The 24,854-nt window shown below is 47.6% G+C and carries 24 protein-coding genes; 14 read left to right on the forward strand and 10 right to left on the reverse strand.

Annotation, left to right across the window (positions count from 1 at the left end):
- Positions 1-140: 140 nt before the first annotated feature.
- Positions 141-1,664, forward strand: a complete 1,524-nt coding sequence (locus NDA06_RS03800) for a protein kinase (protein WP_190986404.1) — start codon at positions 141-143, stop codon at positions 1,662-1,664.
- A 47-nt stretch (positions 1,665-1,711) separates the two neighbouring features.
- On the opposite strand, the gene ylqF is transcribed toward NDA06_RS03800, so the two are convergent.
- Both ylqF and NDA06_RS03810 read right to left on the reverse strand, forming a co-directional pair.
- The gene (gene ylqF, locus NDA06_RS03805; protein ID WP_190433307.1) at positions 1,712-2,575 is read right to left on the reverse strand and encodes a ribosome biogenesis GTPase YlqF; all 864 of its coding nucleotides are present in this window, start codon (positions 2,573-2,575) and stop codon (positions 1,712-1,714) included.
- A gap of 77 nt (positions 2,576-2,652) precedes the next feature.
- A complete protein-coding gene (locus tag NDA06_RS03810) occupies positions 2,653-3,075 on the reverse strand; it encodes a universal stress protein (protein ID WP_190414380.1) in 423 nt (140 codons plus the stop codon).
- Between the two features lie 177 nt (positions 3,076-3,252).
- Between NDA06_RS03810 and NDA06_RS03815 the strand changes: the two genes are divergently transcribed.
- A complete protein-coding gene (locus NDA06_RS03815) occupies positions 3,253-4,452 on the forward strand; it encodes a phosphoglycerate kinase (RefSeq protein ID WP_190986395.1) in 1,200 nt (399 codons plus the stop codon).
- Positions 4,453-4,540: 88 nt separating this feature from the next.
- On the opposite strand, the gene NDA06_RS03820 is transcribed toward NDA06_RS03815, so the two are convergent.
- Positions 4,541-4,678, reverse strand: coding sequence for a hypothetical protein (locus NDA06_RS03820; protein ID WP_190414378.1), 138 nt, complete (start codon positions 4,676-4,678; stop codon positions 4,541-4,543).
- 25 nt (positions 4,679-4,703) lie between these two features.
- Between NDA06_RS03820 and NDA06_RS03825 the strand changes: the two genes are divergently transcribed.
- From NDA06_RS03825 to NDA06_RS03835, 3 genes are all read left to right on the forward strand, one after another.
- On the forward strand, positions 4,704-6,122 hold the full coding sequence (locus NDA06_RS03825) for a serine/threonine-protein kinase (RefSeq protein WP_190986396.1): 1,419 nt from the start codon (positions 4,704-4,706) through the stop codon (positions 6,120-6,122).
- An 83-nt stretch (positions 6,123-6,205) separates the two neighbouring features.
- Entirely contained in the window at positions 6,206-7,573 is a 1,368-nt protein-coding gene (locus NDA06_RS03830) for a type IV pilin-like G/H family protein (protein WP_190986397.1), read from the forward strand.
- Positions 7,574-7,679: 106 nt separating this feature from the next.
- The gene (locus NDA06_RS03835; protein ID WP_190986398.1) at positions 7,680-8,867 is read left to right on the forward strand and encodes a serine/threonine-protein kinase; all 1,188 of its coding nucleotides are present in this window, start codon (positions 7,680-7,682) and stop codon (positions 8,865-8,867) included.
- 22 nt (positions 8,868-8,889) lie between these two features.
- On the opposite strand, the gene NDA06_RS03840 is transcribed toward NDA06_RS03835, so the two are convergent.
- The gene (locus NDA06_RS03840; protein WP_190986399.1) at positions 8,890-11,082 is read right to left on the reverse strand and encodes a recombinase family protein; all 2,193 of its coding nucleotides are present in this window, start codon (positions 11,080-11,082) and stop codon (positions 8,890-8,892) included.
- A 44-nt stretch (positions 11,083-11,126) separates the two neighbouring features.
- On the opposite strand from NDA06_RS03840, the gene NDA06_RS03845 reads away from it, so the two are divergent.
- The gene (locus NDA06_RS03845) at positions 11,127-12,503 is read left to right on the forward strand and encodes a proton extrusion protein PcxA (RefSeq protein WP_190986400.1); all 1,377 of its coding nucleotides are present in this window, start codon (positions 11,127-11,129) and stop codon (positions 12,501-12,503) included.
- Between the two features lie 61 nt (positions 12,504-12,564).
- Here NDA06_RS03845 and hpsU read toward each other — a convergent pair whose 3' ends face one another.
- The 4 genes from hpsU to NDA06_RS03865 all read right to left on the reverse strand — a co-directional run bounded on the left by hpsU (position 12,565) and on the right by NDA06_RS03865 (position 15,958).
- Positions 12,565-13,158, reverse strand: coding sequence for a hormogonium polysaccharide biosynthesis acetyltransferase HpsU (gene hpsU / locus NDA06_RS03850; protein WP_339380476.1), 594 nt, complete (start codon positions 13,156-13,158; stop codon positions 12,565-12,567).
- 1 nt (position 13,159) lies between these two features.
- Positions 13,160-14,113, reverse strand: coding sequence for a glycosyltransferase family 2 protein (locus NDA06_RS03855; protein WP_190689064.1), 954 nt, complete (start codon positions 14,111-14,113; stop codon positions 13,160-13,162).
- 51 nt (positions 14,114-14,164) lie between these two features.
- Positions 14,165-15,127 (reverse strand): glycosyltransferase family 2 protein, encoded by a 963-nt coding sequence (locus NDA06_RS03860; protein ID WP_190414371.1) that lies wholly within the window; start codon positions 15,125-15,127, stop codon positions 14,165-14,167.
- Between the two features lie 93 nt (positions 15,128-15,220).
- Positions 15,221-15,958, reverse strand: coding sequence for a hypothetical protein (locus tag NDA06_RS03865; RefSeq protein ID WP_190526343.1), 738 nt, complete (start codon positions 15,956-15,958; stop codon positions 15,221-15,223).
- Positions 15,959-16,277: 319 nt separating this feature from the next.
- On the opposite strand from NDA06_RS03865, the gene cobU reads away from it, so the two are divergent.
- Together cobU and NDA06_RS03875 are read left to right on the forward strand one after the other, a co-directional pair.
- On the forward strand, positions 16,278-16,832 hold the full coding sequence (gene cobU, locus NDA06_RS03870; RefSeq protein ID WP_190414368.1) for a bifunctional adenosylcobinamide kinase/adenosylcobinamide-phosphate guanylyltransferase: 555 nt from the start codon (positions 16,278-16,280) through the stop codon (positions 16,830-16,832).
- A 113-nt stretch (positions 16,833-16,945) separates the two neighbouring features.
- The gene (locus NDA06_RS03875) at positions 16,946-17,368 is read left to right on the forward strand and encodes a hypothetical protein (protein WP_190531656.1); all 423 of its coding nucleotides are present in this window, start codon (positions 16,946-16,948) and stop codon (positions 17,366-17,368) included.
- Between the two features lie 24 nt (positions 17,369-17,392).
- Here the strand turns inward: NDA06_RS03875 and NDA06_RS03880 are convergent, their stop codons facing one another.
- Positions 17,393-18,358, reverse strand: coding sequence for a ribonuclease Z (locus NDA06_RS03880; protein ID WP_190986401.1), 966 nt, complete (start codon positions 18,356-18,358; stop codon positions 17,393-17,395).
- Between the two features lie 432 nt (positions 18,359-18,790).
- On the opposite strand from NDA06_RS03880, the gene NDA06_RS03885 reads away from it, so the two are divergent.
- Together NDA06_RS03885 and NDA06_RS03890 are read left to right on the forward strand one after the other, a co-directional pair.
- Entirely contained in the window at positions 18,791-19,975 is a 1,185-nt protein-coding gene (locus tag NDA06_RS03885) for a SpoIID/LytB domain-containing protein (RefSeq protein ID WP_242029171.1), read from the forward strand.
- Positions 19,976-20,105: 130 nt separating this feature from the next.
- Positions 20,106-20,330 carry a hypothetical protein gene (locus tag NDA06_RS03890; protein ID WP_190414362.1) on the forward strand — a complete coding sequence of 75 codons (225 nt, stop codon included), beginning with the start codon at positions 20,106-20,108 and terminating at the stop codon, positions 20,328-20,330.
- Here the strand turns inward: NDA06_RS03890 and NDA06_RS03895 are convergent.
- On the reverse strand, positions 20,325-21,650 hold the full coding sequence (locus NDA06_RS03895) for a hypothetical protein (RefSeq protein ID WP_190433289.1): 1,326 nt from the start codon (positions 21,648-21,650) through the stop codon (positions 20,325-20,327). The two genes, NDA06_RS03890 and NDA06_RS03895, sit on opposite strands and share 6 nt — an antisense overlap.
- 68 nt (positions 21,651-21,718) lie before the next feature.
- Here NDA06_RS03895 and NDA06_RS03900 point away from each other — a divergent pair, with 68 nt between their 5' ends.
- The 4 genes from NDA06_RS03900 (at position 21,719) to NDA06_RS03915 (ending at position 24,689) form a co-directional block, all read left to right on the forward strand.
- Positions 21,719-22,366, forward strand: coding sequence for a pentapeptide repeat-containing protein (locus NDA06_RS03900; protein WP_190986402.1), 648 nt, complete (start codon positions 21,719-21,721; stop codon positions 22,364-22,366).
- A gap of 317 nt (positions 22,367-22,683) precedes the next feature.
- Positions 22,684-23,205 carry a photosystem I assembly protein Ycf3 gene (locus NDA06_RS03905; protein WP_190414358.1) on the forward strand — a complete coding sequence of 174 codons (522 nt, stop codon included), beginning with the start codon at positions 22,684-22,686 and terminating at the stop codon, positions 23,203-23,205.
- A 90-nt stretch (positions 23,206-23,295) separates the two neighbouring features.
- On the forward strand, positions 23,296-23,586 hold the full coding sequence (gatC, locus tag NDA06_RS03910) for an Asp-tRNA(Asn)/Glu-tRNA(Gln) amidotransferase subunit GatC (protein ID WP_190414356.1): 291 nt from the start codon (positions 23,296-23,298) through the stop codon (positions 23,584-23,586).
- A gap of 113 nt (positions 23,587-23,699) precedes the next feature.
- Positions 23,700-24,689: a glutathione S-transferase family protein gene (locus NDA06_RS03915; RefSeq protein WP_190678762.1), complete on the forward strand. Its 990-nt coding sequence runs from the start codon at positions 23,700-23,702 to the stop codon at positions 24,687-24,689.
- Positions 24,690-24,854: the final 165 nt, after the last annotated feature.

Here is a 24,854-nt window from a genome sequence, read left to right on the forward strand (position 1 = left end):
GCGATTCCCTGAAAGGGGGTAGCTCTTTCATCAGATATGCAATCCGTGCATATCTGATGAAACATCCGGAAAACACTGCTTCCTTTTTGGAAAAACTCAATTATGTTAAACGGTTTACCTCAGCTCAGGGCAGCGACACCATGATAGGCATATTACTAGACCAGCGCTACCAGGTGATCCAGGCGCTAGGCCAAGGTGGATTTGGTCATACTTACATTGCCCAAGACACTCGCCGACCTGGGAACCCTACCTGCGTTGTTAAACACCTCAAACCCGCCACTAGCAATCCCGAATTTTTACAAACAGCGAGACGCCTGTTTAATAGCGAAGCCGAAACTCTGGAAAAGTTGGGGAACCACGACCAAATTCCCCGGCTGTTAGCTTACTTTGAGGAGCAGGAAGAGTTTTACTTAGTGCAGGAATTTATCGACGGACAGCCTCTAAGTGTAGAACTGCCACCAGGACAGCAGTGGAGCGAAAGTCAGGTGATTCAACTGCTGTCTGAAGTATTATCTATTCTGGAATTTGTACACGAGAACGGGGTGATTCATCGGGATCTCAAACCGGATAATTTAATTCGCCGTTCTTCCGATAAGAAGTTAGTTTTGGTAGATTTTGGTGCCGTCAAACAGGTGCAGATGCAATCCGTCATCGCTCAAGAAGGGATGAATGAGACGGTTGCGATTGGTACCCCAGGCTATATGCCTAGCGAACAGGGACAAGGCAGACCCCGCCCTAGCAGCGATCTTTACGCACTGGGCATGATTGGTATCCAAGCCTTGACCGGGCTGAATCCCAGGCAATTAGCAGAAGATCCCGACAGCGGGGAGATTCTCTGGCGGCACTTGGCTCAAGTTAGCGATGGGTTAGCCGCTGTCCTGAGCCAGATGGTACGCCACTACTTCAAATTCCGCTACCAGTCAGCAACCGAGGCATTGCGATCGCTTGCTTCCCTAACCCATCCGAATTCCCCGGCAGCGATCGCCGCAGTCTTGGGACAGAAGGTGCGCGGTTACTGGAAAGACGGTTCTGTGTCGGCAAATAAGGCACTGCGCTCGCTCCAAGAACGCACCAATCCCCACGTCTCGCCCAATAACGCCCCTGCTCCTATTTCCACCCCGGCGATCGCGCCCCCTACAGAGAATACCGTAACCATTGCTACAGGCAATTCATCGGAAAAGACAGTGGATTCTCCGGCTAGCGCCGTTGATGAAGCAACGCCACCAACCGCTCCCCCCACGCAGAACACGGTGACAATTGCGCCTGGAAATCCCGCCCCAGCTCCGATTAGTTCGCCGTCTAGCCTGGATTCGGGAATTAAATCTCCTAACAAATTGCCGCTGTTAATTGGAGCAGGCACTGCTATCTTTGTCATTGCAATTGGGGTAATTTTTGCAAGTCGTCAAGTCCCGTCCTCTCCTGAAACGGCTAAAAATCAAATTACTGCGCCAGCTAAAAATGAAGTGAAAAACACTTGTGTTGTTGTTCTTAGTTCATCCAATGTCCGCTCTGTGGATGGACGAAAGAAAACAGGGGATGTTGTGAAAGCAGGAACCAAAGTCTCTGTCACTGGAAAAGAAGAAGGTGGCTGGATAGAAATTAATTCTCCAGTCTCCGGTTGGATTTGGAAGGGTCGGACAAAAAACACCTGTCCTTCTAAATAGGAATAGTTCTTACTCCAAGACATTTAATTGTCCGGAGCTTTTGCTATTCAGACTGGCGGCAATTCTAGGGGAATCGCACCTAATAAACCCGTGCGAAAATCATTTAATAGCTGTCGTGCTGTGCGCTCTACATCGCCTTTATGACGTTCATCTGCCACAGCTTGTAGATATTCGTCGCCTGCGAACGAAGTGGGATCTACTCCGTAGCGAGACTGTAAAGACTTCAATAGAAATAAATCGGCATCGGGGGCGTTGAGCGTTTTGAGCAAATCGACTAACGCAGATGCCACTCGTTGATTGTCGTAAGACGCCTCACCAATATCATCACAAATCGCCAACTTGAAGGCAGCAGGCTGATTTTCTAATTTGGAAGGCAAAACGCCAGGGGCATCTAAAAGTTCAATCTCATCGGAAATGCGTATCCAGCGCAGCTGGCGCGTTACACCGGCACGACGTGCGCTTTCTACCACCCGCTTTCCTAATAAACGATTAATGAGCGCCGATTTACCGACATTGGGAAACCCAATCGCAACGGCACGGACTGGACGAGGAAGCATCCCGCGATCGCTTCTTCGTTGATTCATCTCTACACCCGCTGCCTGCGCCGCCTGTGCCACTGCTGCAACACCCTTCCCATGCTGGGCATCTGTGAAGTATGGCGTTTCCCCCCGATCCCTAAACCACTCAGTCCACAGTTGCCGGACTGCGGGAGAAATCATATCCGTGCGGTTAAGTACCAATACCTTTGCCTTGCCGCCTATCCACTCTGGCACGCGGGGATGGTGCGTAGAGATGGGAATTCGGGCGTCTCGCACTTCCAACACCACATCCACACGCTTGAGCTGTTCTTTAAGCGCTTTCTCAGCCTTGGCAATGTGTCCGGGATACCACTGAATTGAAGGAGTCGTCATAAGATTTTAGATTTTAGATTTTAGATTTTAGATTTTAGATTGAATCTAAAATCCAAAATCCAAAATCTAAACTTTGACTAAGGAACAATCAATACCGGACAAGGAGATAAATTAATTACCCGGTTCGTGACGCTGTCAGTCATGCCTTCTTCAGTCAAACCCAGCCCTCGACAGCCCATCACAATTAAATCGGCGTCAATTTCGTCAGCAACATCGCAGATGGTAAAAGCTGGTTTGCCTTGACGCTCAATCGTTTGAGACTGGATGCCTTGATCGGCAAATAGATTTTGAGCTGTTTTGAGCAGTTCGGCGACTGCTTCTGGCGATGTCATTGCAGCATCTGAATTGAGCGGCGACACCTCTGGCTCTGGGCTGGGTTCTTCTACCACCGAAAGCAAAATTAATTTACTACCATACTTTTGCACAACATTCACAACGACATCAGCCGCTTCGCGCGCTTCTCGACTTTGATCGACAGGAAACAGAACAGTCTTGAACATGGCACGCTCCTGTAGAAACCCCAACTCTTGTAAAATGTGGACGGCTAGAGAGCTAGAAATAACCTTACCCCTGCATTTGGTTTGGTCTATCTAGCTTTTGAGGGAAAAGGGCAAACGACCAGTGACACGCGGTTGCTAGTGAAGAGTATAAAAAGACGCAATTAGGAGGTTTACGCTGTGTCCAAGAAAACTGTAGCAAATTTATCGGCATCCGATTTATCCGGCAAAAGGGTACTGGTACGGGCGGATTTTAATGTACCGCTGGACAATGGCAACATTACTGACGATACTCGCATTCGGGCAGCTCTGCCGACAATTCAGGATTTAACTTCCAAAGGCGCTAAGGTAATTCTGTCTAGTCACTTTGGGCGTCCCAAAGGTGTCGATGATAAATACCGCCTGACGCCGGTGGCAAAGCGCCTGTCTGAATTGTTGGGTAAAGAAGTTGTCAAGACTGACGACTGTATCGGTGATGATGTCGCTGCCAAGGTGGGGGCGATGCAAAATGGCGACGTGCTACTGCTGGAAAATGTCCGCTTCTACCCGGAAGAAGAGAAGAATGACCCAGAATTCGCTAAAAAACTGGCTTCAGTTGCCGATTTATATGTGAATGATGCGTTTGGAACAGCTCACCGCGCTCATGCTTCTACAGAAGGTGTAACCAAGTATCTCAGCCCATCGGTGGCGGGGTACTTGATTGAAAAGGAACTCCAGTATCTGCAAAGCGCGATTGAAAGTCCTCAGCGTCCTTTGGCAGCAATTATCGGGGGTTCCAAGGTTTCTAGCAAGATTGGTGTCATCGAAACGCTGCTGGATAAGTGCGATAAGCTGATCCTGGGCGGCGGCATGATTTTTACCTTCTACAAGGCTCGTGGGCTAAGTGTCGGGAAGTCGCTGGTGGAAGAAGATAAGTTAGAACTGGCGAAGTCTTTGGAAGCGAAGGCGAAAGAGCGTGGTGTTCAACTGCTATTGCCGACAGATGTCATCCTTGCAGATAATTTTGCTGCTGATGCCAATGCTCAAACGGTTAGCATTGACGCCATTCCCGATGGTTGGATGGGTTTGGATATTGGTCCTGACTCGGTGAAATTCTTCCAGGAATCGCTTGCTGATTGCAAGACGGTAATCTGGAATGGTCCGATGGGAGTATTCGAGTTTCCGCAATTTGCCAAGGGAACGGAAGCGATCGCGCGGACTCTGGCGGATCTCACTAAGAGCGGGACGACTACCATTATCGGCGGTGGCGACTCGGTGGCAGCCGTGGAACAGTTGAACTTGGGCGAACAAATGAGCCACATCTCGACTGGCGGTGGCGCTAGTCTGGAGTTGCTGGAAGGGAAGGAACTTCCTGGTATTGCGGCGTTGAATGATGCCTAAGTTCTAAGAGTAAACAAATAAAATTCTTGTAGAGACGCGATTAATCGCGTCTCTACGCTTTTTGGGGTATATTGCTTCGCTGCCGTCCTCAACAGAGCGATCGCGTTTGTTGGGAAAGAGAGGGCGATCGCTTGTATTCAGTATTAAGTGAAATAGAGTGGACACCTGACGGGGTGGTAGCGAAACGGTAGCGCTTAGAGCGATCGCTAGCTAAATTGGAGTACATACGGCGCTAAGGAACCAAGGGCGAGATGCTGCAAGCACAGCAGGTATTGCAAGGGCGTTATCAACTTCAAGCGAAATTAGGACAAAATGCTGGGCGTCAAACCTGGCTAGCAACTGACATTGAGGCATCACCGCCACAACAAGTCATCGTCAAACTGCTAGCCTTCAGCCCCCAGATGCAGTGGGACGAATTCAAGCTATTTGAGCGCGAAGCGCAAGTTCTGAAAAATCTCGATTACCCCAAAATTCCCCAATATCGAGATTATTTTTCTCTCGATAAGCAGATTGGCGCTGGTTTGTGCTGGTTTGGATTGGTGCAAGAATACATTCCCGGTGCCTCCCTGCAAGAATTATTGAAACAGGGCAAACGCTTTACCGAAGCCCAGGTGCGGCAGATTGCCACCGAGGTGCTGAATATTCTTATCTATCTGCACGAGTTAAGCCCGCCGTTGCTGCACCGCGACATCAAGCCTAGCAACTTGATTTGGGGAGAAGATGAACAAATTTATCTGGTGGATTTCGGCGCAGTTCAAGATTCTGCCGTGGCGGAGGGAGTCACCTTCACTGTGGTGGGAACGACTGGCTATGCGCCGCTAGAGCAATTTTGGGGAAAGGCAGTTCCGGCATCCGACTTGTATGCGCTGGGGGCAACTTTGATCCATTTGTTAACCGGCATCGCCCCGGCAGATTTGCCCCAAAAGAATTTACGGATTCACTTTAGCGACAGGGTTAGCCTTAACTCCAATTTTGTCCGGTGGATTGAAGCGATCGCCGAACCCGATTTAGAGCAACGATATCGCACTGCCCGTCAAGCACTAGAAGACCTTAAAGCCAATCGTTCTCTCAACGCTCTCCTGCAACAAATCCGTCAGCCTGCTGGCAGTCGCGTTCAGCTTTGGAAGTCTTCTACTCAGTTAAAAATTAAAATTCCTGGGCGGGGAATCTTGTTAGTTAAAGACATTCTCGCCTTTACAGGGAAATTAATGCTAGTAGCGACCTCCATAATCGCTCTATTTTTGCTGGGTTTGGTGCTGTTATCGCTGGCTTTCTCAATATTTTATATGCTCCTCTCCCTGTTGTCATCGCTTCCTACGATGTTTTTGTTCATTTTCTCCATTCTATTAACACTTATTTTGGGTCGGCTATGGATGAGCCTACACAATGAATTGTGGAAAATTCCCGCCGATTTGAAATGGCCCATACTCAACTATTGGGGAGATTATTGCATCGAATTCTATCAAGATAACTTTGTAATTAAAAGGGAATTGTTTGGGTTGAAATATCTTAGCCATCGGGGGAAAATTTCCAGCATCAAAAATGTTGAAGCAATTCCTTTAGAAGGAGTCGCTCTCGAAACTGGATTGCTGAAATACTGTTTCGCTCAGAACCTGACTGAACCTGAATGTAACTGGATAGCTCGACAGATCCAAGACTGGCTGAGATAGGAGCGAATGACCAAGGACCATCCCAAACTAGGTATTCGTAATCCTTCAATCCTTCAATTAGTAACTAACTAAGTAAAATTATCATGCTGCAAGCAGAAAAGATATTACAGGGGCGTTATCACCTCACACAACAACTGGGACAAAATGCAGGGCGTCAAACCTGGCTGGCAGAAGATTTAGAAGCAGAACCCAGCGAATCGGTAATTGTCAAATTGCTAGCTTTCAGCCCTCAAATGCAGTGGGAGGAACTCAAGCTGTTTGAACGGGAAGCTCAAGTTTTGAAAAACTTAAACCATCCCAGAATTCCGACCTATCAAGATTATTTTTCTCTCGGTGAACAGGCAGGCGGCGGCTTACCTTGGTTTGGATTAGTGCAAGATTACATTCCCGGCAATTCCCTGCGTCAGCTATTAGATCAAGGCAAAAAATTTACACCAGAGCAGGTACGCTATGTTGCCACGGACATCCTAGAAATTCTAATTTATCTGCACGAATTAAGTCCACCTGTATTACATCGAGACATTAAACCTAGCAACATAATTTTGGGGGAAGATCGGCAGTTTTATTTGGTTGATTTTGGTGCGGTTCAAGACCGTGCAAAGGCAGAAGGTGTCACCTTTACTGTGGTGGGAACCAGTGGCTATGCGCCACCAGAACAGTTGTGGGGACGTGCAGTTCCATCATCCGACCTTTACGCACTAGGAGCCACCCTAATCCACTTGTTAACTGGAACGCCGCCTTCTGAGTTACCGCAGCATCAGATGCGGATTCAATTTACCGATAAAGTTCGCCTCAATCCTCATTTCAGCAGTTGGATTGAGAAGCTTATAGAGCCAGCTCCAGAAAAACGATTTACCACGGCGCGCGAGGCACTTGAAGCTCTGCAACAAGTGGAAAATTTTAAAAGCTCCAATAGCGAAACAGAGGCTCCGTCAAAGGGCAATTCGGTTCGTTATGGTCGTTTAGTTCTTTTAACTGTGCTGCCATTATTTACTTTTATGGCTCTCATTGCGGCTATTGCTCTGCCAAGTTTTTTTGCCAAGCGGGCCAAAATTGAAAACTCAGAAGCGAAACAATCTGTTGGGGCGATGAATCGGGGTCAGCAAGCTTATTTTATAGAAAAAAATGACTTTTCTGATTCGGTTGAAAAACTAGGGGTTGGCGTTGAAAATAAGAAAGGAAATTACGAATATGCAACTCGTATGGTGGCGAGTAAAGCTGCATTTAACTACGCAATACCCCATCGTAATAACAAAAGCTATGTTGGAGGTGTGTTTATAGTACCTGCAAAATCCTCAGATGCTGTTAAGGGCAAGATGAAAACAATAGCAATTTTGTGTGAATCTAATGCTGTTGGTGCTACCAAACTACCAGAGCCAATTTATAACAATGGCAAACCAGCCTGTCCTGCGGGCACACTAGAGATACCAAAAGAGCAGATAGGAAGGTAGATAAGGGCGCTGTGACAAGATGAAAAACCGAATTATCAGTATACGTGAAGGCAAATACTAAGTTTCTAAATCCCTCATCTCAGCTTTCTACGGAAAATAACGAATAATGCTGCAAGCCGAACAGATATTACAGGGGCGTTATCAACTCAAACAAAGATTGGGACAAAATGCGGGACGACAAACTTGGTTAGCGACGGATATTGAAACTGAAGAAAAAAATTTAGTCGTTGTCAAACTCCTCGCATTTGGCGGCGAGGTACAGTGGGACGATCTCAAACTGTTTGAGCGAGAAGCACAAATCCTTAAGCAGTTGAATCATCCCCGAATTCCTAAATATGGGGATGATTTTTGTATCGATGAGCGATCGCTTTGGTTCGGGTTAGTCCAAGAACACATCCCCGGTACCTCTCTGAAGGAATTACTCGTACAAGGGAAAAAGTTCACTGAAAAGGAAGTCCGTAAGATTGCCTCGGAAATTCTGAATATTCTGATTTATCTACACGAGCTGAGTCCCCCAGTCCTACACCGAGACATCAAACCGAGCAATTTAATTTGGGGTGATGACGACAAGGTATATTTGGTTGATTTTGGAGCGGTGCAAGATAAAGCCGCGAAAGAGGGAGCTACCTTTACTGTCGTCGGAACTTACGGCTATGCGCCGATGGAACAATTTGGCGGAAGGTCTGTTCCAGCTTCAGACTTGTATTCCCTGGGAGCCACTTTAATTCATTTGTTGACAGGTACGGCACCGGCAGATTTGCCTTCTCGGAACTTGCGGATTCAATTTTCTGAACAGGTGAGCATCAGTCCCCCATTCATTAGCTGGATTCAAAAGTTAACAGAACCAGCTCCAGAGGAACGGTTCGCGAGTGCAAAATCTGCCCTGAAAGCGCTTAAAGAAGGAACAAGGATTAAAACTTCAACGGGTATCCAACCTTCAAAGCAACCAACCCTGGTCAATAATTCTGGGCAAGGCGGTTTATTGGATGAGACAGTACCAGTACCTGATGAAATCAAAGGTTGGAATTGGGGCGCATTTCTGATGCCTTATCTATGGCCTTTGAGCAATCATGTTTGGATTGGACTTTTAGCCTGGATACCGAGTGTCGGTTGGTTGATGGGGTTCGCCCTCGGTTCTAAGGGCAATGAATGGGCTTGGAAAAGTAAAAAATGGCGGAGTATTGAACAATTCAAAGCCCATCAAAGAGGCTGGGCGATCGCGGGATTATTTATCGGGATACCGATGGCTTGGGCATATATCTGGATACTCACCCTTTTTCTCCATGCCCTCTAAAAACCTCGCCAAGATCGCGTGGTTAGCTGAGTGCATAATCAGGGTTCAAAGGAATTGAAGCATTGACTAAGGACAATAACGGGCCAGTTTGCTCCTGTCCATTGGTCGCCAAATCGCTATGGCACAGATAAATTCGCTCCCCCACTCGCCCCAGTAAATCCAGCAAAATCCGCCGCAGTCTTTGCTCATCTGCTTCTTGGGTATCTTCTTCGGTTAGCGCCTCTCCCGACCAATCCTTGAGAAACAAAGGGGCACCGTAGAGAGTGGCAGCACCGCCTTTTGACCAGAGGTGCGAACCGGCATCCAGCCAAAATTGCCATCGGTGAAAGCGACGAGCTGCCCGATATTGGAAGATGGTTGCCAAAGTCACGGCGTGACGGTCAAGACCGAGGGGGCGCACGGGGTAAGGGTTAGCGGTGACGGTGCCGCGACGCAACAAGCAGATAAACCGCTCGATGGTGGTGTGATCTGGGGTTTCAATGCGATCGCTCTGCCGCAACCGTCCATCAACTTCCCAGTAGTGTTGGGCGGTTTCCATCAGTTCGCGTAAGGCGGCTAGCTGGTCGTAGGGGAGATTGCTGCCTTTCCACAAAAACTGCTGAATTGCCCGGTCAAGCAGGGCGACGCAGTTGGGAATCAGACGCTGTTCCAGCTGACCTCGTTGCACTTCTAGCCACTGCAAAATCTCTTCATAAGCAGCACAGGCTGAGTGCCCTAGCCGATCCCAGCGGGGGAAATACGTCACCGGCAGCAACCGGGGTTGCTCTGGATCGGGGGAATAGCAGTAATCGGCTAATAAACCCGCCCTGACTGGGTCAATCTTGAAGGATGAAGGATGAACGATCGGGGATGAATGGGTGCTACCTCCTGACTCCGGACTCCTGAATCCGGACTCCTGACTCAGTACCACCAGCATTTCCGCCACGGAATCCCGGTCTACCAGACGCCCCAAGCCTGGATAAACGAGCGCCAGCAGCGTCAGCAGCGCCCGGATCGTCGGGGAAGCATTCAGGGGGCGCTGTTCGCTCAAGGTTTGGACGGGGATCTCCTGGCTGCTGAGGATTTCGATTAAGGTATAGCGGGCGATCGCATCCAAACCAGGGGCAATCACTGCCACTTCCTGAGGTTGCACCTGCCCGCTGTGTATCGCCTTTGCGATCGCTAAAGCGGTTTCTCGCAACAACTGAGCGCGGGATGTGGTTTGAATCAACTGTACCGACTCTGGTAAGGTCAACAGAAACATGGGGTCGCTCACCGCTTCCACCACCGGCTTTCCGTAAAGTGCCGCCACACTGCTCGGTTCCTGGCTCAAAGTTTCTACCTGACAGCGCCACTCTAGACTGGCTAGATAATTTGGATCGGCGTTCAAACCGAGTCGCACTGCCCCATCCGGATTATAGGTAAAGGCTCCGGCTGCTCCTTTATCTAAAAGGAAGTTGAATAGATCGCAGGCGATCGCTGGATAATCATCCACATTATCCGCCAGTACTCCCTGATACCGGCAAATCAAGTGCTGCTGATAAGCTTCGTCTGGCAGTAGATAACGCCAATAAAGTTCGCAAATAATCCCATAGGTCAGCAATCCCCGGTCTAAACACCATTGCCGCCAATCAATCAGCAATTTTCCGATTTTCTCCCAGTCCGGGCGCTCCACTACCGGATCGTCGTCCCTGGCAAACCCTTGTTGATCTGCAAAACCTTGTTCGAGAAGACTGGGAATTTCCTCAATAGGTCGTCCTGCGATCGCGCACAGCTGCAACAAGTCCAGAACGCGACGCACCGAACGAGACTCGCTCACCCCCAAAAACTGAAGGCTACCATTATCCAACTCCGGACGCCACAACCGGGTGGCTAACTCCTGCTCAGTTTCTGGGCGCAGTCTAACTGGAAATTGTGCCCTAAGATTCAACCGCTGAATCAATAAAGGCCAAAATAAGATCGCCTCATCCTGAAAGAAACCCAAAGGCGTTTTAGATTGAATCGGATACCGCCCCTGTGTTGCTGTAGCCAAGCGGTCAGCTAATTCGCTCCGATTATCATCATTAGCCGCAAAGACTAAAATTGTCGGTGCCTGCTCCCGCCTTCCCGCCTTCCGACGCCAACCTCGCGGTTGAGATCCCCGTTCAACCCACTGGCAAAACAGGTTTACAAGGCGAGTTGTCTTTCCACTGCGAGCCGGCCCGACGATCCAGATGGTCTGCGATTGCGTTAACATTGCTAAACGCTGAGTGATACTTGTGTAATCGTTCGGTTTCTATTATGAAACTATCTTTCTTGTCACAGCTCCAATCTTACTTAGGAACTGCCAACCAGTGGTTTTCAGACACCCCAGAGAGAGCCTTGGATCGAGCATATAAGGCAGCCTTAATGATTAAGGCTTTGGAAGATGAGCATTTTGATGGTAAAAAAATCTCCCAAGATTGCCAAAAATACCGTGAAAATGCCATGTCTTATTTTGAGACAAAACTTAGAAATCACTTAAAAACTGCTAAATTTGGGCTGGCAGAGTTTCAGGCCAGCGCTTCAATAGTGACCCGTTCTAATCCAGATTTAACGAGAAAAACAAAACTGACCGGAGCGCCAAATTTTAGAAGAGAAGATTTTGAAATTCAAGATAAACAAGCCATAACTTTAGAAAAGCTTAAATTTATTGATGATGTTTTATCTAAATACAAGCCCGAAAAGGCTCGTTATTCATCAGCTTTAGTACCCGTAGCCCAATCTAAATCTGTAGAAGCGAACTTGAGAAATGTTGACCGGAATGAAGCCAAAAATCTAGTCAATCAACCACCTTTGTTTCCTACAGACCAACGAGTGGCTGAGGAGGCTGAAACAATGACTGATACAACCAGTTTTGTGCCTCGCTCAATCTTGAGTACGCTAGATCGGCTCAAGAGAAACTTTGACCCCAATTCAGAAGAAGAAGTTGTTCAAAGTTTTCGCACTTCCCAAACGAAAACCATCATTTCTATTCGGTTTATTTTAGTTTTAATCTTAGTTCCTTTATTAACTCAACAAGTCAGTAAAACTTTCTTTGTCGGACCTCTTGTCGATCGCTTCCGGGAGCCAAACAAAACTGAAATTTTCCTGAATGTGGATCTGGAAGAAGAAGCTTTTCAGGAATTGCAAAGATTTGAAGAATTACTAAAATTTAAAAGCTTAATCGGTGTAGCTCCTCAATTATCTAAGGAGGAAGTAGAAGAAGAAGTCAAAGAGAAGGCATTAAAAATTGGGGAGGAATATAGTCACAGAAGTGCCAACGCTATCAAAAATGTTTTTGCCGATCTAATTGCAGCGGGATCTCTTTACCTGTTGCTGCTTAATAGCCAAAAAGAAATTGCAGTTTTCAAAGCTTTTGTAGATGACGTAGTTTATGGCCTCAGTGACAGTGCTAAAGCTTTTATTATTATCTTATTCACTGACATCTTTGTAGGATTTCACTCTCCTCACGGTTGGGAAGTGATTCTGGAAGGAACGGCAAGGCATTTAGGCTTACCCGAAAACAGAGATTTTAACTTTCTATTTATTGCTACCTTTCCCGTCATTTTGGACACGATATTTAAGTATTGGATTTTTCGGTATTTAAACCGAATCTCTCCGTCAGCCGTTGCTACTTATCGGAATATGAATGAATGAATAATTAAAAATGCAAACTTAAAAATTAAAGAAAAGGGATTCTTTCCACCACTTTTAATTTCTAATTTTTAATTTCTCTAGGGTAGTGGGGACGGCAAGGACTGCCCCAGCAGACCTGCTGGGGTGGAATGTTACCGAAAACGCTGCTACGTGCCCCAATCACAGAATTCGCTCCGATTTCAACCCCAGGCGCAATAAAGCAATCTGTGGCAATCCAGACGCCGTTGCCAATCGTGATACTGGCTGTCATTAGCTTGAAAGCTGGGTCTTGGATGTCATGACTGCCGGTACAGAGGTAGCTTTTTTGGGAAATGACGCAGTGCTGACCGATCTGAATGCGGTCAAGGCTGTATAAAACGACATCATCCCCAATCCAGCTATAATCTCCGATTTCGATTTTCCAGGGATAAGTAAAGCGGGCGGTTGGTCGGATGACTAAGCCGCTGCCGATTTTTGCCCCAAACAGACGCAAAAGCCAGCAGCGGATACCGCTAGAGGGATGGGGAGTTAAGGGAAAGGCGATCGCTTGTACCAACCACCACAGCAAGACAAACCAACCCGGTCGTCCTCTGTCAAACCAGGATTGGTCGTAACGGCGTAAATCAACAAGAGATTCCGACGCGATCGCTGGCGGTTGTTCGCCTGGTTCCAACACCCTACACGCTTCCTTTTAATGAATCTGGCTGGGGTACGGACTGGGGAGGCACGGAGGAGGAAGCCGCTACGTTCAACTGACCGCCAAACTCCATTAATTCATAAAGTTTGACGCCAATTTGATACTCGTATTGACTCATCAACCGTGCATAGATGTATCCAGCTTTCCCATCCAAAAAGCCTCGCTGAATAATGTAAATCAAAATAAACCGAATCAACGGTTTGAATGGAAGGCGCACCCAAGTTTTTTTGAGATACCGCTTGCGCTGTACCGCATCCCCAAACAAATTAGCGCCAATCGTGCCGCTTTCGTCTTTGCCAGTCAGGATATTTAAATAAACGCGGGCTTCCCAGTTCGAGTAGCGGTTATGCCGTTCCAACCAGTGGAATACGTCCCGAAAGTCAATGTGCAGCATATCGTTTTTCAGATAGCCTGCTTTGCCTTGCAAAATGACGTGTTCGTGAACTTCGTTGTCGCCTGTGTTGCGGATTTCTTCTGTCCCCAAGTTTTCGTAGCGACCTGTTTTGTGCTTAAACAAACGCAGGTTCCAGTCGGGATACCTACCGCCATGTTGAATCCATTTGCCAAGGAAAAATACTTTACGGTTCAGGTAGTAGCCTTCGTATTCTGGATTCTGAATGGCAGTTGCAATTTCATCCCAGAGTTCGGGGGTAATGCGCTCATCACAATCAACAATTAGCACCCATTCGTTACTAAAAGGCAGATTGTCCAAAGCCCAGTTTTTCTTTTTAGGCCAGCGACCGTTGAAGTGAAATTGGACAACTTTTGCGCCGTAACTTTCGGAAATTTCAATCGAGCGATCGCTACTTTGGGAATCTACGACAAACACTTCATCAGCCCTGGCTACACTCTCCAGGCAAGCCGCCAGATTTGCTTGTTCATTTTTAGCGGGAATCAGAACCGAAACAGGAAGTTTGGAGGGTGTGGAGGTCATGACCGTGAAGGATGAAAGAACAATTAGAAATTAGCAATTAAGAATTAAAAATTAAGAATTTTCTTTTTCAATTTTTAATTCCGGCTCTGGATTTTGCACTTTGAAAGGAGCAGATAACATCCCTTGAATTGCTGCACTCAAATAACCCACCTGACCGTAGGCATACACGAGATTGTCAAACCGTTGGGCAGCATCACCAAAATATTTAACAGATTTGTAGAGACCTCGCACGAGTCGTTCGCCTCCTAACAATAGCTGGCGCGGTCCTGCCTTACCGGCGATTTGTTCGCGGTAACATTCACTGATGCCCTGCCACCAGCCTCGGCTCAAAAACCAAGCTTGTTCAAGGCGTTCGGGAGATACATTATGGGCAACCAAGGCGTCAGGCAGATAGGCAACTTGCCAACCTAATTTGAGTGCCCGTTCTGTCATGTGTAATTCTTCATTTGATAACAAATTTTTTCCGACTCGACCCAGATTAACATCGAACCCCTCAATTTGCTCTAAAAAGGTACGTCTGAGCGAGTAATTCAAGCCTCTGGGGGTCATACCAGGTTGTTTGATATAGACGATGGAATCTCCTAAATCGTATGCTCCCAAGCACCCAGATAGTCCAGGGGAAAGCCACAGAGGAGGCGTGATGCCATCGGGCCAGATTAAGGTAACTTTGCCACCCGCGATCGCTAGTTTTTCATTGCTTTGATAAGCATCATAGAGTGCCGACAGCCAAGACGGGCTAGCAACGGCATCATCATCTAGATAGGCGAGAATTGCACTTTTGGCTTCCTTGGCACCCGTGTTGCGGGCGACAGATAGACCCATAACGCCTTCGTAGACGTATCTTACCCCTGGTCGTGCTTTGACGATTTCGGATGTGCGATCGCTGGAGGCATTATCCACTACCACGACTTCAAAATCCGGAAAATCTTGATTCAGCAAACTATCAATGGCAGCACCTAAATACTGCTCTCGATTGTGAGTACAGATAATCGCAGAAACTTTAGGCTCTGTCATAAATTTGGGATTGGGGACACCTTAATTAAAAGTGCAAAATTACAAATTAAAAATCGCAGAAATTACTGATTTTCAATTTTGAATTTTGCATTTTTAATTCTCACTTAGATGACTATGTAGAACAACGAGTGTTTCCGCTAGTTGACTGAGGCGGGTTTCCAGATCCTCTTTGCGATTCAGCAGCAGGCGCAGCTTTTGATAACGAGCGATCGCGACACTCACACTCGGAATCTGTTCGGGTGGACAGGGACGCGACCAAAATTGACCATTCTCATCCATTCCTACCAGGCGGTATCCAGCCCGTGGAGATTCACAAGTCACCTTTTCATCCGGTTGATTGCACAGTTCTTCTACATAGTCCATCAGCTGGTGTACGGACTTGGCATGACCCTTGTCTACCACCTGACGCAGCGCCTCAACGCCAACCTCTGGTTCGCGGGAATGAGACTCTAACCAACCATCAACAATTGGCCCTTCTAGATAAATATCTTGAATTTGGCGCAAGGTTTGATGAAGTTCCTTCTGCCAACCTCCAACAATCGCTTCAATTTCTTGCAACAGGGTCATCGCCAAGGCAGGATTGGCAGCGTTCCGATGGTTGGTGAAACTGGGAGCTTTTAATTTTGGCAGGACGGGTGTCTTGCCAGATTGCTTTTGGTCAGAGAAAGCCTGTACGGTCATTGAAATTGAGCGATTGGCATCTGATGATGCCTCTGAACCCCACCCCTTCGGATCGGGCTGATCTTCCCAAGGGGACGAATTTTCTATGACAGGACTTTGATCAGCCAATCGATCCAGTGTTGTCTCAATCCGTTTTAATTCTGGTTTCATAGTTATCTGACGCCACTCCTGCAAATCAAACCTGTTAACTAACTGCCGCTAGAATCTCTAAAAGGTTGGGATTGGTGCTTTTCCTGGTATTTTTACTTGCTTTGTGTTTCTATGCTTTGTGTTTCTATTTTATTTGTTTATTTGTCTGGTAGGATTAACTGTCTCAATGCACAAAATGAAAATTTATGGGAAGCCTGACCGCTAGAATAACCCGGACACTGTACAGGTGGGTAAGATACAAATCCTGCCACTGTTGAATTTAACTTTAATGCACAACTCGCCGGAAACGGGTAAAAAAGTTCTTTGCGATCGCATCTGAATGACTTCTGTTAAGCATTTAATCTTAGTGACTGGTCCAGCCCGTTCCGGGAAAAGTGAGTGGGCGGAGACTCTGGCAATGCGTTCGGGTAAGCCGGTTATCTATGTGGCAACGGCTCACGTTGACCCCAACGATCTAGAATGGCTGGCTCGAATTGAACAACATCAACAACGACGCCCTAGGGAATGGACAACGCTGCAAGTGCCGCTAACACTGGCGGCAACGATTCGGGCATCTCAGAATTCTAGTTGTCTCCTCGTTGATTCTTTGGGAACTTGGGTGGCGAATTTTTTAGACCAAGACGATGAATCGTGGGAAAGGACGTGCCAGGAGTTGCTGGAAAGTTTGGAAAGTAGCGTCAGTGATGCGATTTTGGTGGCAGAGGAAACGGGGTGGGGCGTTGTTCCCGCCTATCCCCTCGGTCGAATGTTCCGCGATCGCTTGGGAAGGCTGGTGCGTCGAGTGGGCGCGATCGCTAACCCAGTCTACTTAGTTACTGCCGGTCACGTTCTCAACCTGAGCCACCTGGGAACGCCGTTACCAAAATTATCATAGGCGCTAGCATAGAAAGACTTAAAGGCAAACTGGCAATTGCGAATGACTCATTGCTAATTGAGAAAAAGCGAGTTGTTCATTACCCTATACCTATTACCATTCACTCCTTTGCTATGGCATCTCAACACCAAGTCAAACAGTATCTTGCTTATTGGTTTCAGTTAGGCAAAAAAGTTTTGATTCGGAATGGTCAAGAAGCGCTGCTGCCGCAACCCGTGATTCGGGGCGATCGCTACTCGCAAGAATTTGAAAACTGCTGGCAGCAAATCCTCTCGCCAGAGTCGGGGGACTGCTACTTAGAGGGTACCGCAGAACCAATTGCCCAGTTGCTGACACCAGCATGGGATGTGTCACCCTGTTCTCGTTGCACCATGCCCGTCCCCGTCCGGACTGTGGGAATGCCGCCTTTAGCGTGTCCCTGTAACGATCTCAGCGGCTGGCCCAACACAGAAGTTCCGCTACCGCGATCGCCCGTCAGCAGTCAAAACCGTCTCGTTGAAATACGCGACCGGCTGCGGAACGCCAGCGGTCTGTAAACAGTAACAATGCACAATTAAAAATTAAAAAAGAGAATTTTTAATTTTTAATTCCTCTTCCCGCCGCCGAGGCACCTCATAATTTAGAAAATCATAAGCCAATTCCGTACTCGGAAAAATGGCACGCGCTTCCGTAAGCAGGTCATCCAGCACAATGGCATTACCGGGGGCATAGCGGGGACTGAAATGAGTCATGATCAAGTGCTTAACACCAGCAGTATGAGCAACTTGAGCCGCCATCGTTGAAGTGGAGTGCAAGCGATCAAAAGCTAGCTGGGCGTCTTGGTGGGCAAAGGTCGCTTCGTGAATTAACACATCCGCATCCTGCGAAAGTTCTACCGCCTCGTCGCAATAAACTGTGTCGGTACAGTAAACAATTTTGCGACCGATTTCTGTCGGTCCACACAGATCTGCCCCATGAATTTGCCGCCCATCTAGCAGCGTCACAGTTTCGCCACGTTTGAGTTGTCCATAGACCCGACCCGGAGGAATTGACAGGGCTGCGGCTTTTTCCACGTCGAAGCGCCCCGGACGATCTTTTTCAGTGACTCGGTAGCCAAAAGCAGTGACGCGATGCTTCAGAGAACCACAGGTGACGATAAATTCTTCATCTTCATACACCACTCCAGGCTGTACGATGTGAACCTGAACCGGGTAGGAAAAATGGGTTGAAGAGTATTGTCTGCAAGCACGCAGGTATTCATTGAGACCGGGGGGACCGTAGAGGTCAATGCGTTGAACATTGCCAGCCAAACCACAGGTTGCCAAAAGACCCATTAAGCCAAATATATGGTCTCCGTGCATATGGGTGATAAAAATACGGTTCAGTTGACCGATTTTCAGGTCACTCCGTAATAGCTGGTGTTGGGTACCTTCACCACAGTCAAACAGCCAGAGTTCTCCTCGTTGAGGTAGCCGTAAAGCCACGCTGGACACATTGCGCGATCGCGTCGGTACACCGGAGCTTGTCCCTAAAAAAGTAATTTGCATTTTGGCAAGAAAACGGTCACAAAGTCTAGGAATTGCCTTCCGTAACTATCCTGACACAGCATCTGGGGAACACGCAGTTCCGCTGAAGACTCAGGATAAAAGTTCACAAGGTTTATGAGTAGCACTCCGGCAGCAAACATGGTAAATATATCCACCATAAGAAAAGTCAGTGGGTTGTGCCAATTTATAAGCGGATCAGCTCTCAAGGGTCTTGAACTAAGGAACGTGGATTAAATAACTGACACTCATTCATCTTCATGTAAGGGCTTTTTCTGTGCCATACCCATACGCTTTTGAATTGGGACTTAATAAATCCACCTTCCTAAGAGAAGTTCAAGGACGGGATTCTTGCTCTCATGCTCAATTTAAGTGGAATTTAATAATGACTATCCCTAGCACTCTATTTGGCATCGTGTGAGGAGATTTTAATAGATGGTAACTAAACAGCTCCTAGGCAAACAGAAATCCTTCATGCTTCAGACTTCTTGCTTCATCTTAGGCTTCGGGAAGGCGTCCTCCGGGCGGCTACATCCTTCTAAATGGTGGCTGACTTTTTTGTTGTGGCTCATGCTGGTTGCTCCTGCGAAAGCGATGGAACTGCGCGTAGCGATTCAAGAAGGCGTCAGCAAGATTACCGTGGGCAGTTCCACGAAAGCCGTAATCCGCGATAGTGCCGGTCGAGTAGTAGGGCAAATGGCGGCAATGGATGGCATGGAAGCCCGTCCTACAGGCGGTGGCGTGGCGCTGGGCGGAGAGCAAAGCACGCAACTGATAGTGGAACCGACGGCTGGCGGTTATGTTTGGATCGGCGATCGCTGGTATCGGGGACGCACTCGATTGGTTCGCACTGGCAAAGGACTCACCGCCGTCAACCAAGTTGATTTAGAACAATATCTTTACAGCGTCTTAGGCTCGGAAATGAGTGCTAATTGGCCTCTGGAAGCCTTGAAGGCGCAAGCTGTCGCCGCTCGTTCCTACGCCCTGTATAAGCGTCAAACTGCTGGCAATAGCGTTTTTGATGTCGGCGATACCCAGACTTGGCAAGTTTACAAAGGTCTGGAAACCGAAGCCGAGTCAACGCAAATGGCTGTGAATGCCACGGCTGGGCAAGTTTTAACCTACAACGGTCAAATTATTCTTGCTGTCTTCCACTCCGCTTCTGGAGGACACACGGAAAATGTGGAAAATGTTTGGTCGGAACCCCTGGCTTACCTGCGCGGCGTTCCAGACTACGACCAAGGGACACCAGGCTACCAGTGGCAGAAAAGCTTCTCCCGCAACGAACTTAGTCGGCTTCTGGGTGTAAGCAATGTTAAATCTTTGATACCGGAACGCACCACTCCTAGCGGACGGATTATGACGATGAAAGTCGTTGGAAGTGGTAGCACGCGGCGGATGACTGGAAGTCAGCTGCGTCAAGCACTGAAGCTTAGGAGTACGTTGTTCACGGTTAGCTCCACAGGAACGGGTTTTCAGCTCAACGGTCGTGGTTTCGGTCACGGTCTTGGTTTAAGCCAGTGGGGGGCTTACAATTTAGCTCAGCAGGGGACAAACTACCAGCAAATTTTGGGGCATTATTACCAGCGCACCGCGATCGCTAGCATGAAAGTGCAGTAGAGGCGGGGCTGTTACCTCCCCAAAGTCGCGATGAGCGAAGCGGTAGCCACCAAGTGACATCGCTTCGCTCATCCCGGAGCGATCGCTCCTTGCTTTTCAGCTGACTTAATTAAACGCCAGAAGGATTGCTGTGAAAAAGTGGGAGTACCTCTTTGTTCGGTTTGACTACTTTGCAGGCGATCTCCGACCCAAAAGTGTCAACGAAAAAGACTTTCGAGATAAACAAGACATCCCACCTCTCCATGAATTATCCAATCAACTCGGACAGGAAGGCTGGGAATTAACCGGCGTGAATTCCCATCCGGGTTATGGATATGGCTTCTTGATTTTTAAACGCCCCAAGGAATCTTTATGAACCGCTCTGGTTGAGGCGACGCTGCCATTCTGCATCAATCTTATCGGCTTGCTCGATCTCCTGTTCTATAAGCTCGGTTTCGGTCGTGTAGGCTAAATCCTCGCGACCGATTACTGTTTTCGCAGCAAATTGTTGAGCATAAGCAATTTTTTTCTGCAAAGCAGAATTCGCTTGATTCAAGAAGATAGCGCGTTCTTGTCGTTGTTGATTCCGGGCTTCAACTCGCTGATTTCTCCACTGAATCCAGAAATAGCGAATTAAGGGAATTGACAGGAAAGCGATGCCGTAACTCAGCAAAATCCAGTAAATTGACTGCACGAAGGCGATAAGTCCGCCGGATTGCGCTAATTGAACCCCTATCTCTCCCCGTAACAGAGAATTGAGAACTAAAGCACCGATAATATTCACGGCACCTAATCCCGCAGAGAGCATAATTTGTCCGCTATCGGCTTGGCTAAAGCGCCAAGGACGCTCTCGGAGATATGCACCCACTGGCTGCGAATTTCGCTCTTGCGCTGTAGTTTGTAATTCAGGGAAGTGATAGACGATTTCCCCGTCTGGGCTGACTTCTGGTTGCCCATTAAAACGAGTGAGGACGGGCAGCATATAATCTTCGTATTCTTTGCCCCAGCCTTTGCCCATGTCATCGAGATAAGGGGCGATTTGTTCGGCTGTCACCGCACCCTGATTATTGCGAATGACAGTGGCAATTTCTTGCCAGCGGCGTTCTTCTAAATCGGCATTGGGATTCCCATCGCCAAACAGGAAGGAGAAGACGGCTTCTAGGAAGTTCATCTGTCTCTTGCCTTCGGGGGATGAGACACGACGCCGTTCGTAGCGATCGCTATAGTCTGGATAGAAAAACCACCAGATATCAGGGCCAAACCAGAAGCGGGGCATGAACACCATACCGCCGCCACCGTGATGACCGCCGCCGGAATCATCGCTGTCGCGGCTGCTGTTGACGGCGATTAGAATAACTGCGATCGCGACAAAAATTAGGACAATGGAAGCAATCAGGATAATCCCGAAGGAAATCCGGATCAGGTAAAACAAAACTTTCCAAATTTTTTCCCACCATTCCTTCAGTCGCAGCCGCAAGAACTTATTGCGGAGAACTGTCCGGAAATTCTTAGGGAAAAGGTAGACTATCTCGCCGGTTTCTGCTACCTGCAAGTGTCCACCGGCGTCGGATGCCAGAGCGAGTAATCCAGCCTGAGCCATGTTGACATTTAACCCAGCTTGGGTTGCCACATCGCCAACCGTGACACGGTAGCCCAGGTGTTCAACTGCTTGCATGAGGGTGGGATTGGGAGCCATGTGCTTTCCTCAAGGACGGAGGCTACTATCACCAGTATAAAATTTTGGCAAATTCCAGCAGGCAGATTATGAAACCCAGAACTTGCGCGATCGCTCTTAACCTATTCGCTCTTAGCGTATGCCACCCTAAACCGAAGCGCCGCTTGGCAACGCTAACGTGGCTGTTCGCTCTCCTATTCTCACTTTTGGGATTAACCACACCACTCAAAGCAGCCAATCTGGAACACGTTCAACATTTGCTAAAAACTAAACAATGTCCTCAGTGTGACTTGAGGGGTGCTGAGTTGAGAGATGCGGACTTAAGGGCGGCTGACTTGAGGCGTGCTGATCTCGCCGGTGCCAATCTCAGTGCTGCCGATTTAAGGGGTGCCAATTTAGGGGGGGCGAATCTAGGCGGTGCCAGCTTGATTAATAGCGACCTTAGCGGTGCCAACTTGAGCGGCGTTAATTTGAATTTAGCGGCGTTGATTAAAGCCAATCTCACAGGCGCTAACCTTGCCGGTTCTGAGTTGACGATGGCGAAGTTACCGGGCGCTGACCTCACCAAGGCTGATTTGCGGCAAACGAATCTGATTAGTGCTGACTTGAGCAATGCCATTCTCCGAGAAACGGACTTGCGAGGGGCGGATTTGCGAAATGCTGATTTTGAGAATGCGCTTCTCGAAGGTGTCCAGCTCAATAGTGCAATTCTCCCAGATGGCACTTTGCATTATTAAACCCAACCATAGTCAAGGGTGCATTAGCCTTACGGCTGAGCGATCGCCAAGCTTTAATTCCGTATATATAAGCGCACAGATTTCCATTCTCTAAATATACACAAGGACTAGTATTTATTTTGTATAAAATAATACGTCCGCTAAAAAACACTGAGAAACTCTGTTGATTGAGGAAAGAACAACAAATGCGCGATCGCATTTGTTAATCTCAATCCAGTTGACTCCCAGAGCGCGTTAAATTAGCTTAAAGAGCATCACTGAGCGATAAACTGACCACTCTACACTTTCCTAATTAGCGCAGCATTACAGAGCCGGATATGCCAAGAACGCAAAAAAACGATAACTTCATTGACAAGAGCTTCACGGTAATGGCGGATATAATCCTGAAAATCCTGCCTGCCAACAAGAAAGCAAAAGAAGCCTTCATCTACTACCGCGATGGTATGTCAGCGCAGGCAGATGGTGAATACGCCGAAGCTCTAGACAATTACAGGGAAGCCCTAACCCTAGAGGAAGACACTTACGACCGCAGTTATATCCTCTACAATATGGGGCTGATATACGCCAGCAATGGTGACCACGAGCAGGCTTTGGAATACTACCACCAAGCGCTTGACTGTAATCCTCGCCTGCCTCAAGCGTTGAATAATATTGCCGTCATTTACCACTTCCAGGGTGAAAAGCTCAAGGAAGATGGAGATCCCGAAGCTGCTGAAGCTTTGTTTGACAAAGCCGGAGAATATTGGAAACAAGCGATTAGTATGGCTCCGAATAACTACATCGAAGCCCAAAACTGGCTCAAAACGACTGGGCGATCTACGATGGATATCTTCTTTTAGGTAACAGGTAATAGGTAATCAACAAAAGAGAAAAAATTACCTACTATCTACTATCAAATGACCAATTACCAATAAGCCATTACCACTGTTATGATTGACCGCGAACAAGTTCGCAAAGTTGCCCATCTGGCTCGCCTAGAACTGACCCCCGAAGAAGAAGCCCAATTTACGACCCAACTAGGCAGTATTTTGGAGTATTTTGAACAATTAAGCGAACTTGATGTCAGTGATGTGCAACCCACAACAAGGGCAATTGATGTCAGCAATGTGACACGCCCTGATGAACTGCAACCCTTTCCCAACCGGGAAGCTATTCTCACAGGTGCCCCAGATCAAGAGGGTGACTTTTTCAAAGTGCCAAAAATCCTCAGCGCTGAGTAAGGTACTCGCCCTATTTTGCACCTAAGACCGATGAATTTTAGGTGAGAACCTGAACCAATAAGTGTGGGGCAATCTTCCTGGGGTTGCCCTTCATACTCTCAAAGGAGAACGTTATGGGTTTAGGTCTTTTGATTGATGGAAAGTGGGTTAGCGAACGAGAACAAGAAGACTCCCAAGGAAAATTTATTCGTCCATCAACAACCTTCCGCAACAAAATTACAGCTGATGGTTCTAGTGGCTTTAAGGCTGAACCAGGTCGCTATCATCTCTATATTTCCTGGGCTTGTCCTTGGGCGCAACGAACCGCAATTATGCGCCAATTGAAGGGATTAGAAGATGTTATCAGTCTCTCAGTCGTGGCACCCGAAATTGAGCAAAATAGTTGGGAATTCTCAGAAGAACCAGGTTCTATCCCCGATACGGTAAATAAGACTCGCTATTTGTGGGAAGTTTATCTTAAAGCGGATTCTAATTACAATGGGCGGGTGACTGTCCCAGTTCTTTGGGATAAAGAAACTACCACGATTGTGAATAATGAATCCCGCGAGATCATTCGGATGTTTGATACAGAATTCGATGATTTCGCCAAGTCTGAGATGAATTTTTATCCAACAGAATTGCAGGAGGCGGTTGATAAGACGATCGATGCAATTTACCAACCGATTAATAATGGCGTTTATCGAGCAGGATTTGCGACTAGCCAAGCCGCCTACGATGAAGCGGTGACGGAACTATTCGATGCTCTCGATCGTTGGGAAAAAGTGTTAGCGGAGCAACGCTATCTGTGTGGAGAAAGCCTCACCGAGGCAGATTGGTGTATGTTTACCACTCTCTTGCGCTTTGATGCCGTTTACTATGTCCACTTCAAGTGCAATTCACGCCGGATTGTGGATTACCCCAATCTCTGGAATTACCTGAAAGACCTCTACCAGGTGCCAGGGGTAAAGGAAACCTGCAACCTCGACCATATCAAACGCCATTACTATAAAAGCCACCCAAAAGTTAATCCCACCAGAATTGTTCCGAAAGGGCCGTTAATTGATTTTGAGGAACCTCATAACCGCGAACAATTATCGCCTAAAGCCAAGGCGATCGCTGTGTGATTCTTCATTTAAAAAGCAAAGTGGATACTACCCACCTTGCTTTTTTTTTAACTAACCTGAGTTCGGGATAAGGAGGGGACAAGCGAGTAAGCTAAAAGTCATCACACAACAGCTTTACAGGCTCGTCCCATGCTTAGTCTAGAAGAACTTTTTTGCTCTGTCGAT

Origin of the sequence: Trichocoleus sp. ST-U1, assembly GCF_039961835.1 — a bacterium.
GTDB lineage: Bacteria > Cyanobacteriota > Cyanobacteriia > Cyanobacteriales > FACHB-T130 > FACHB-T130.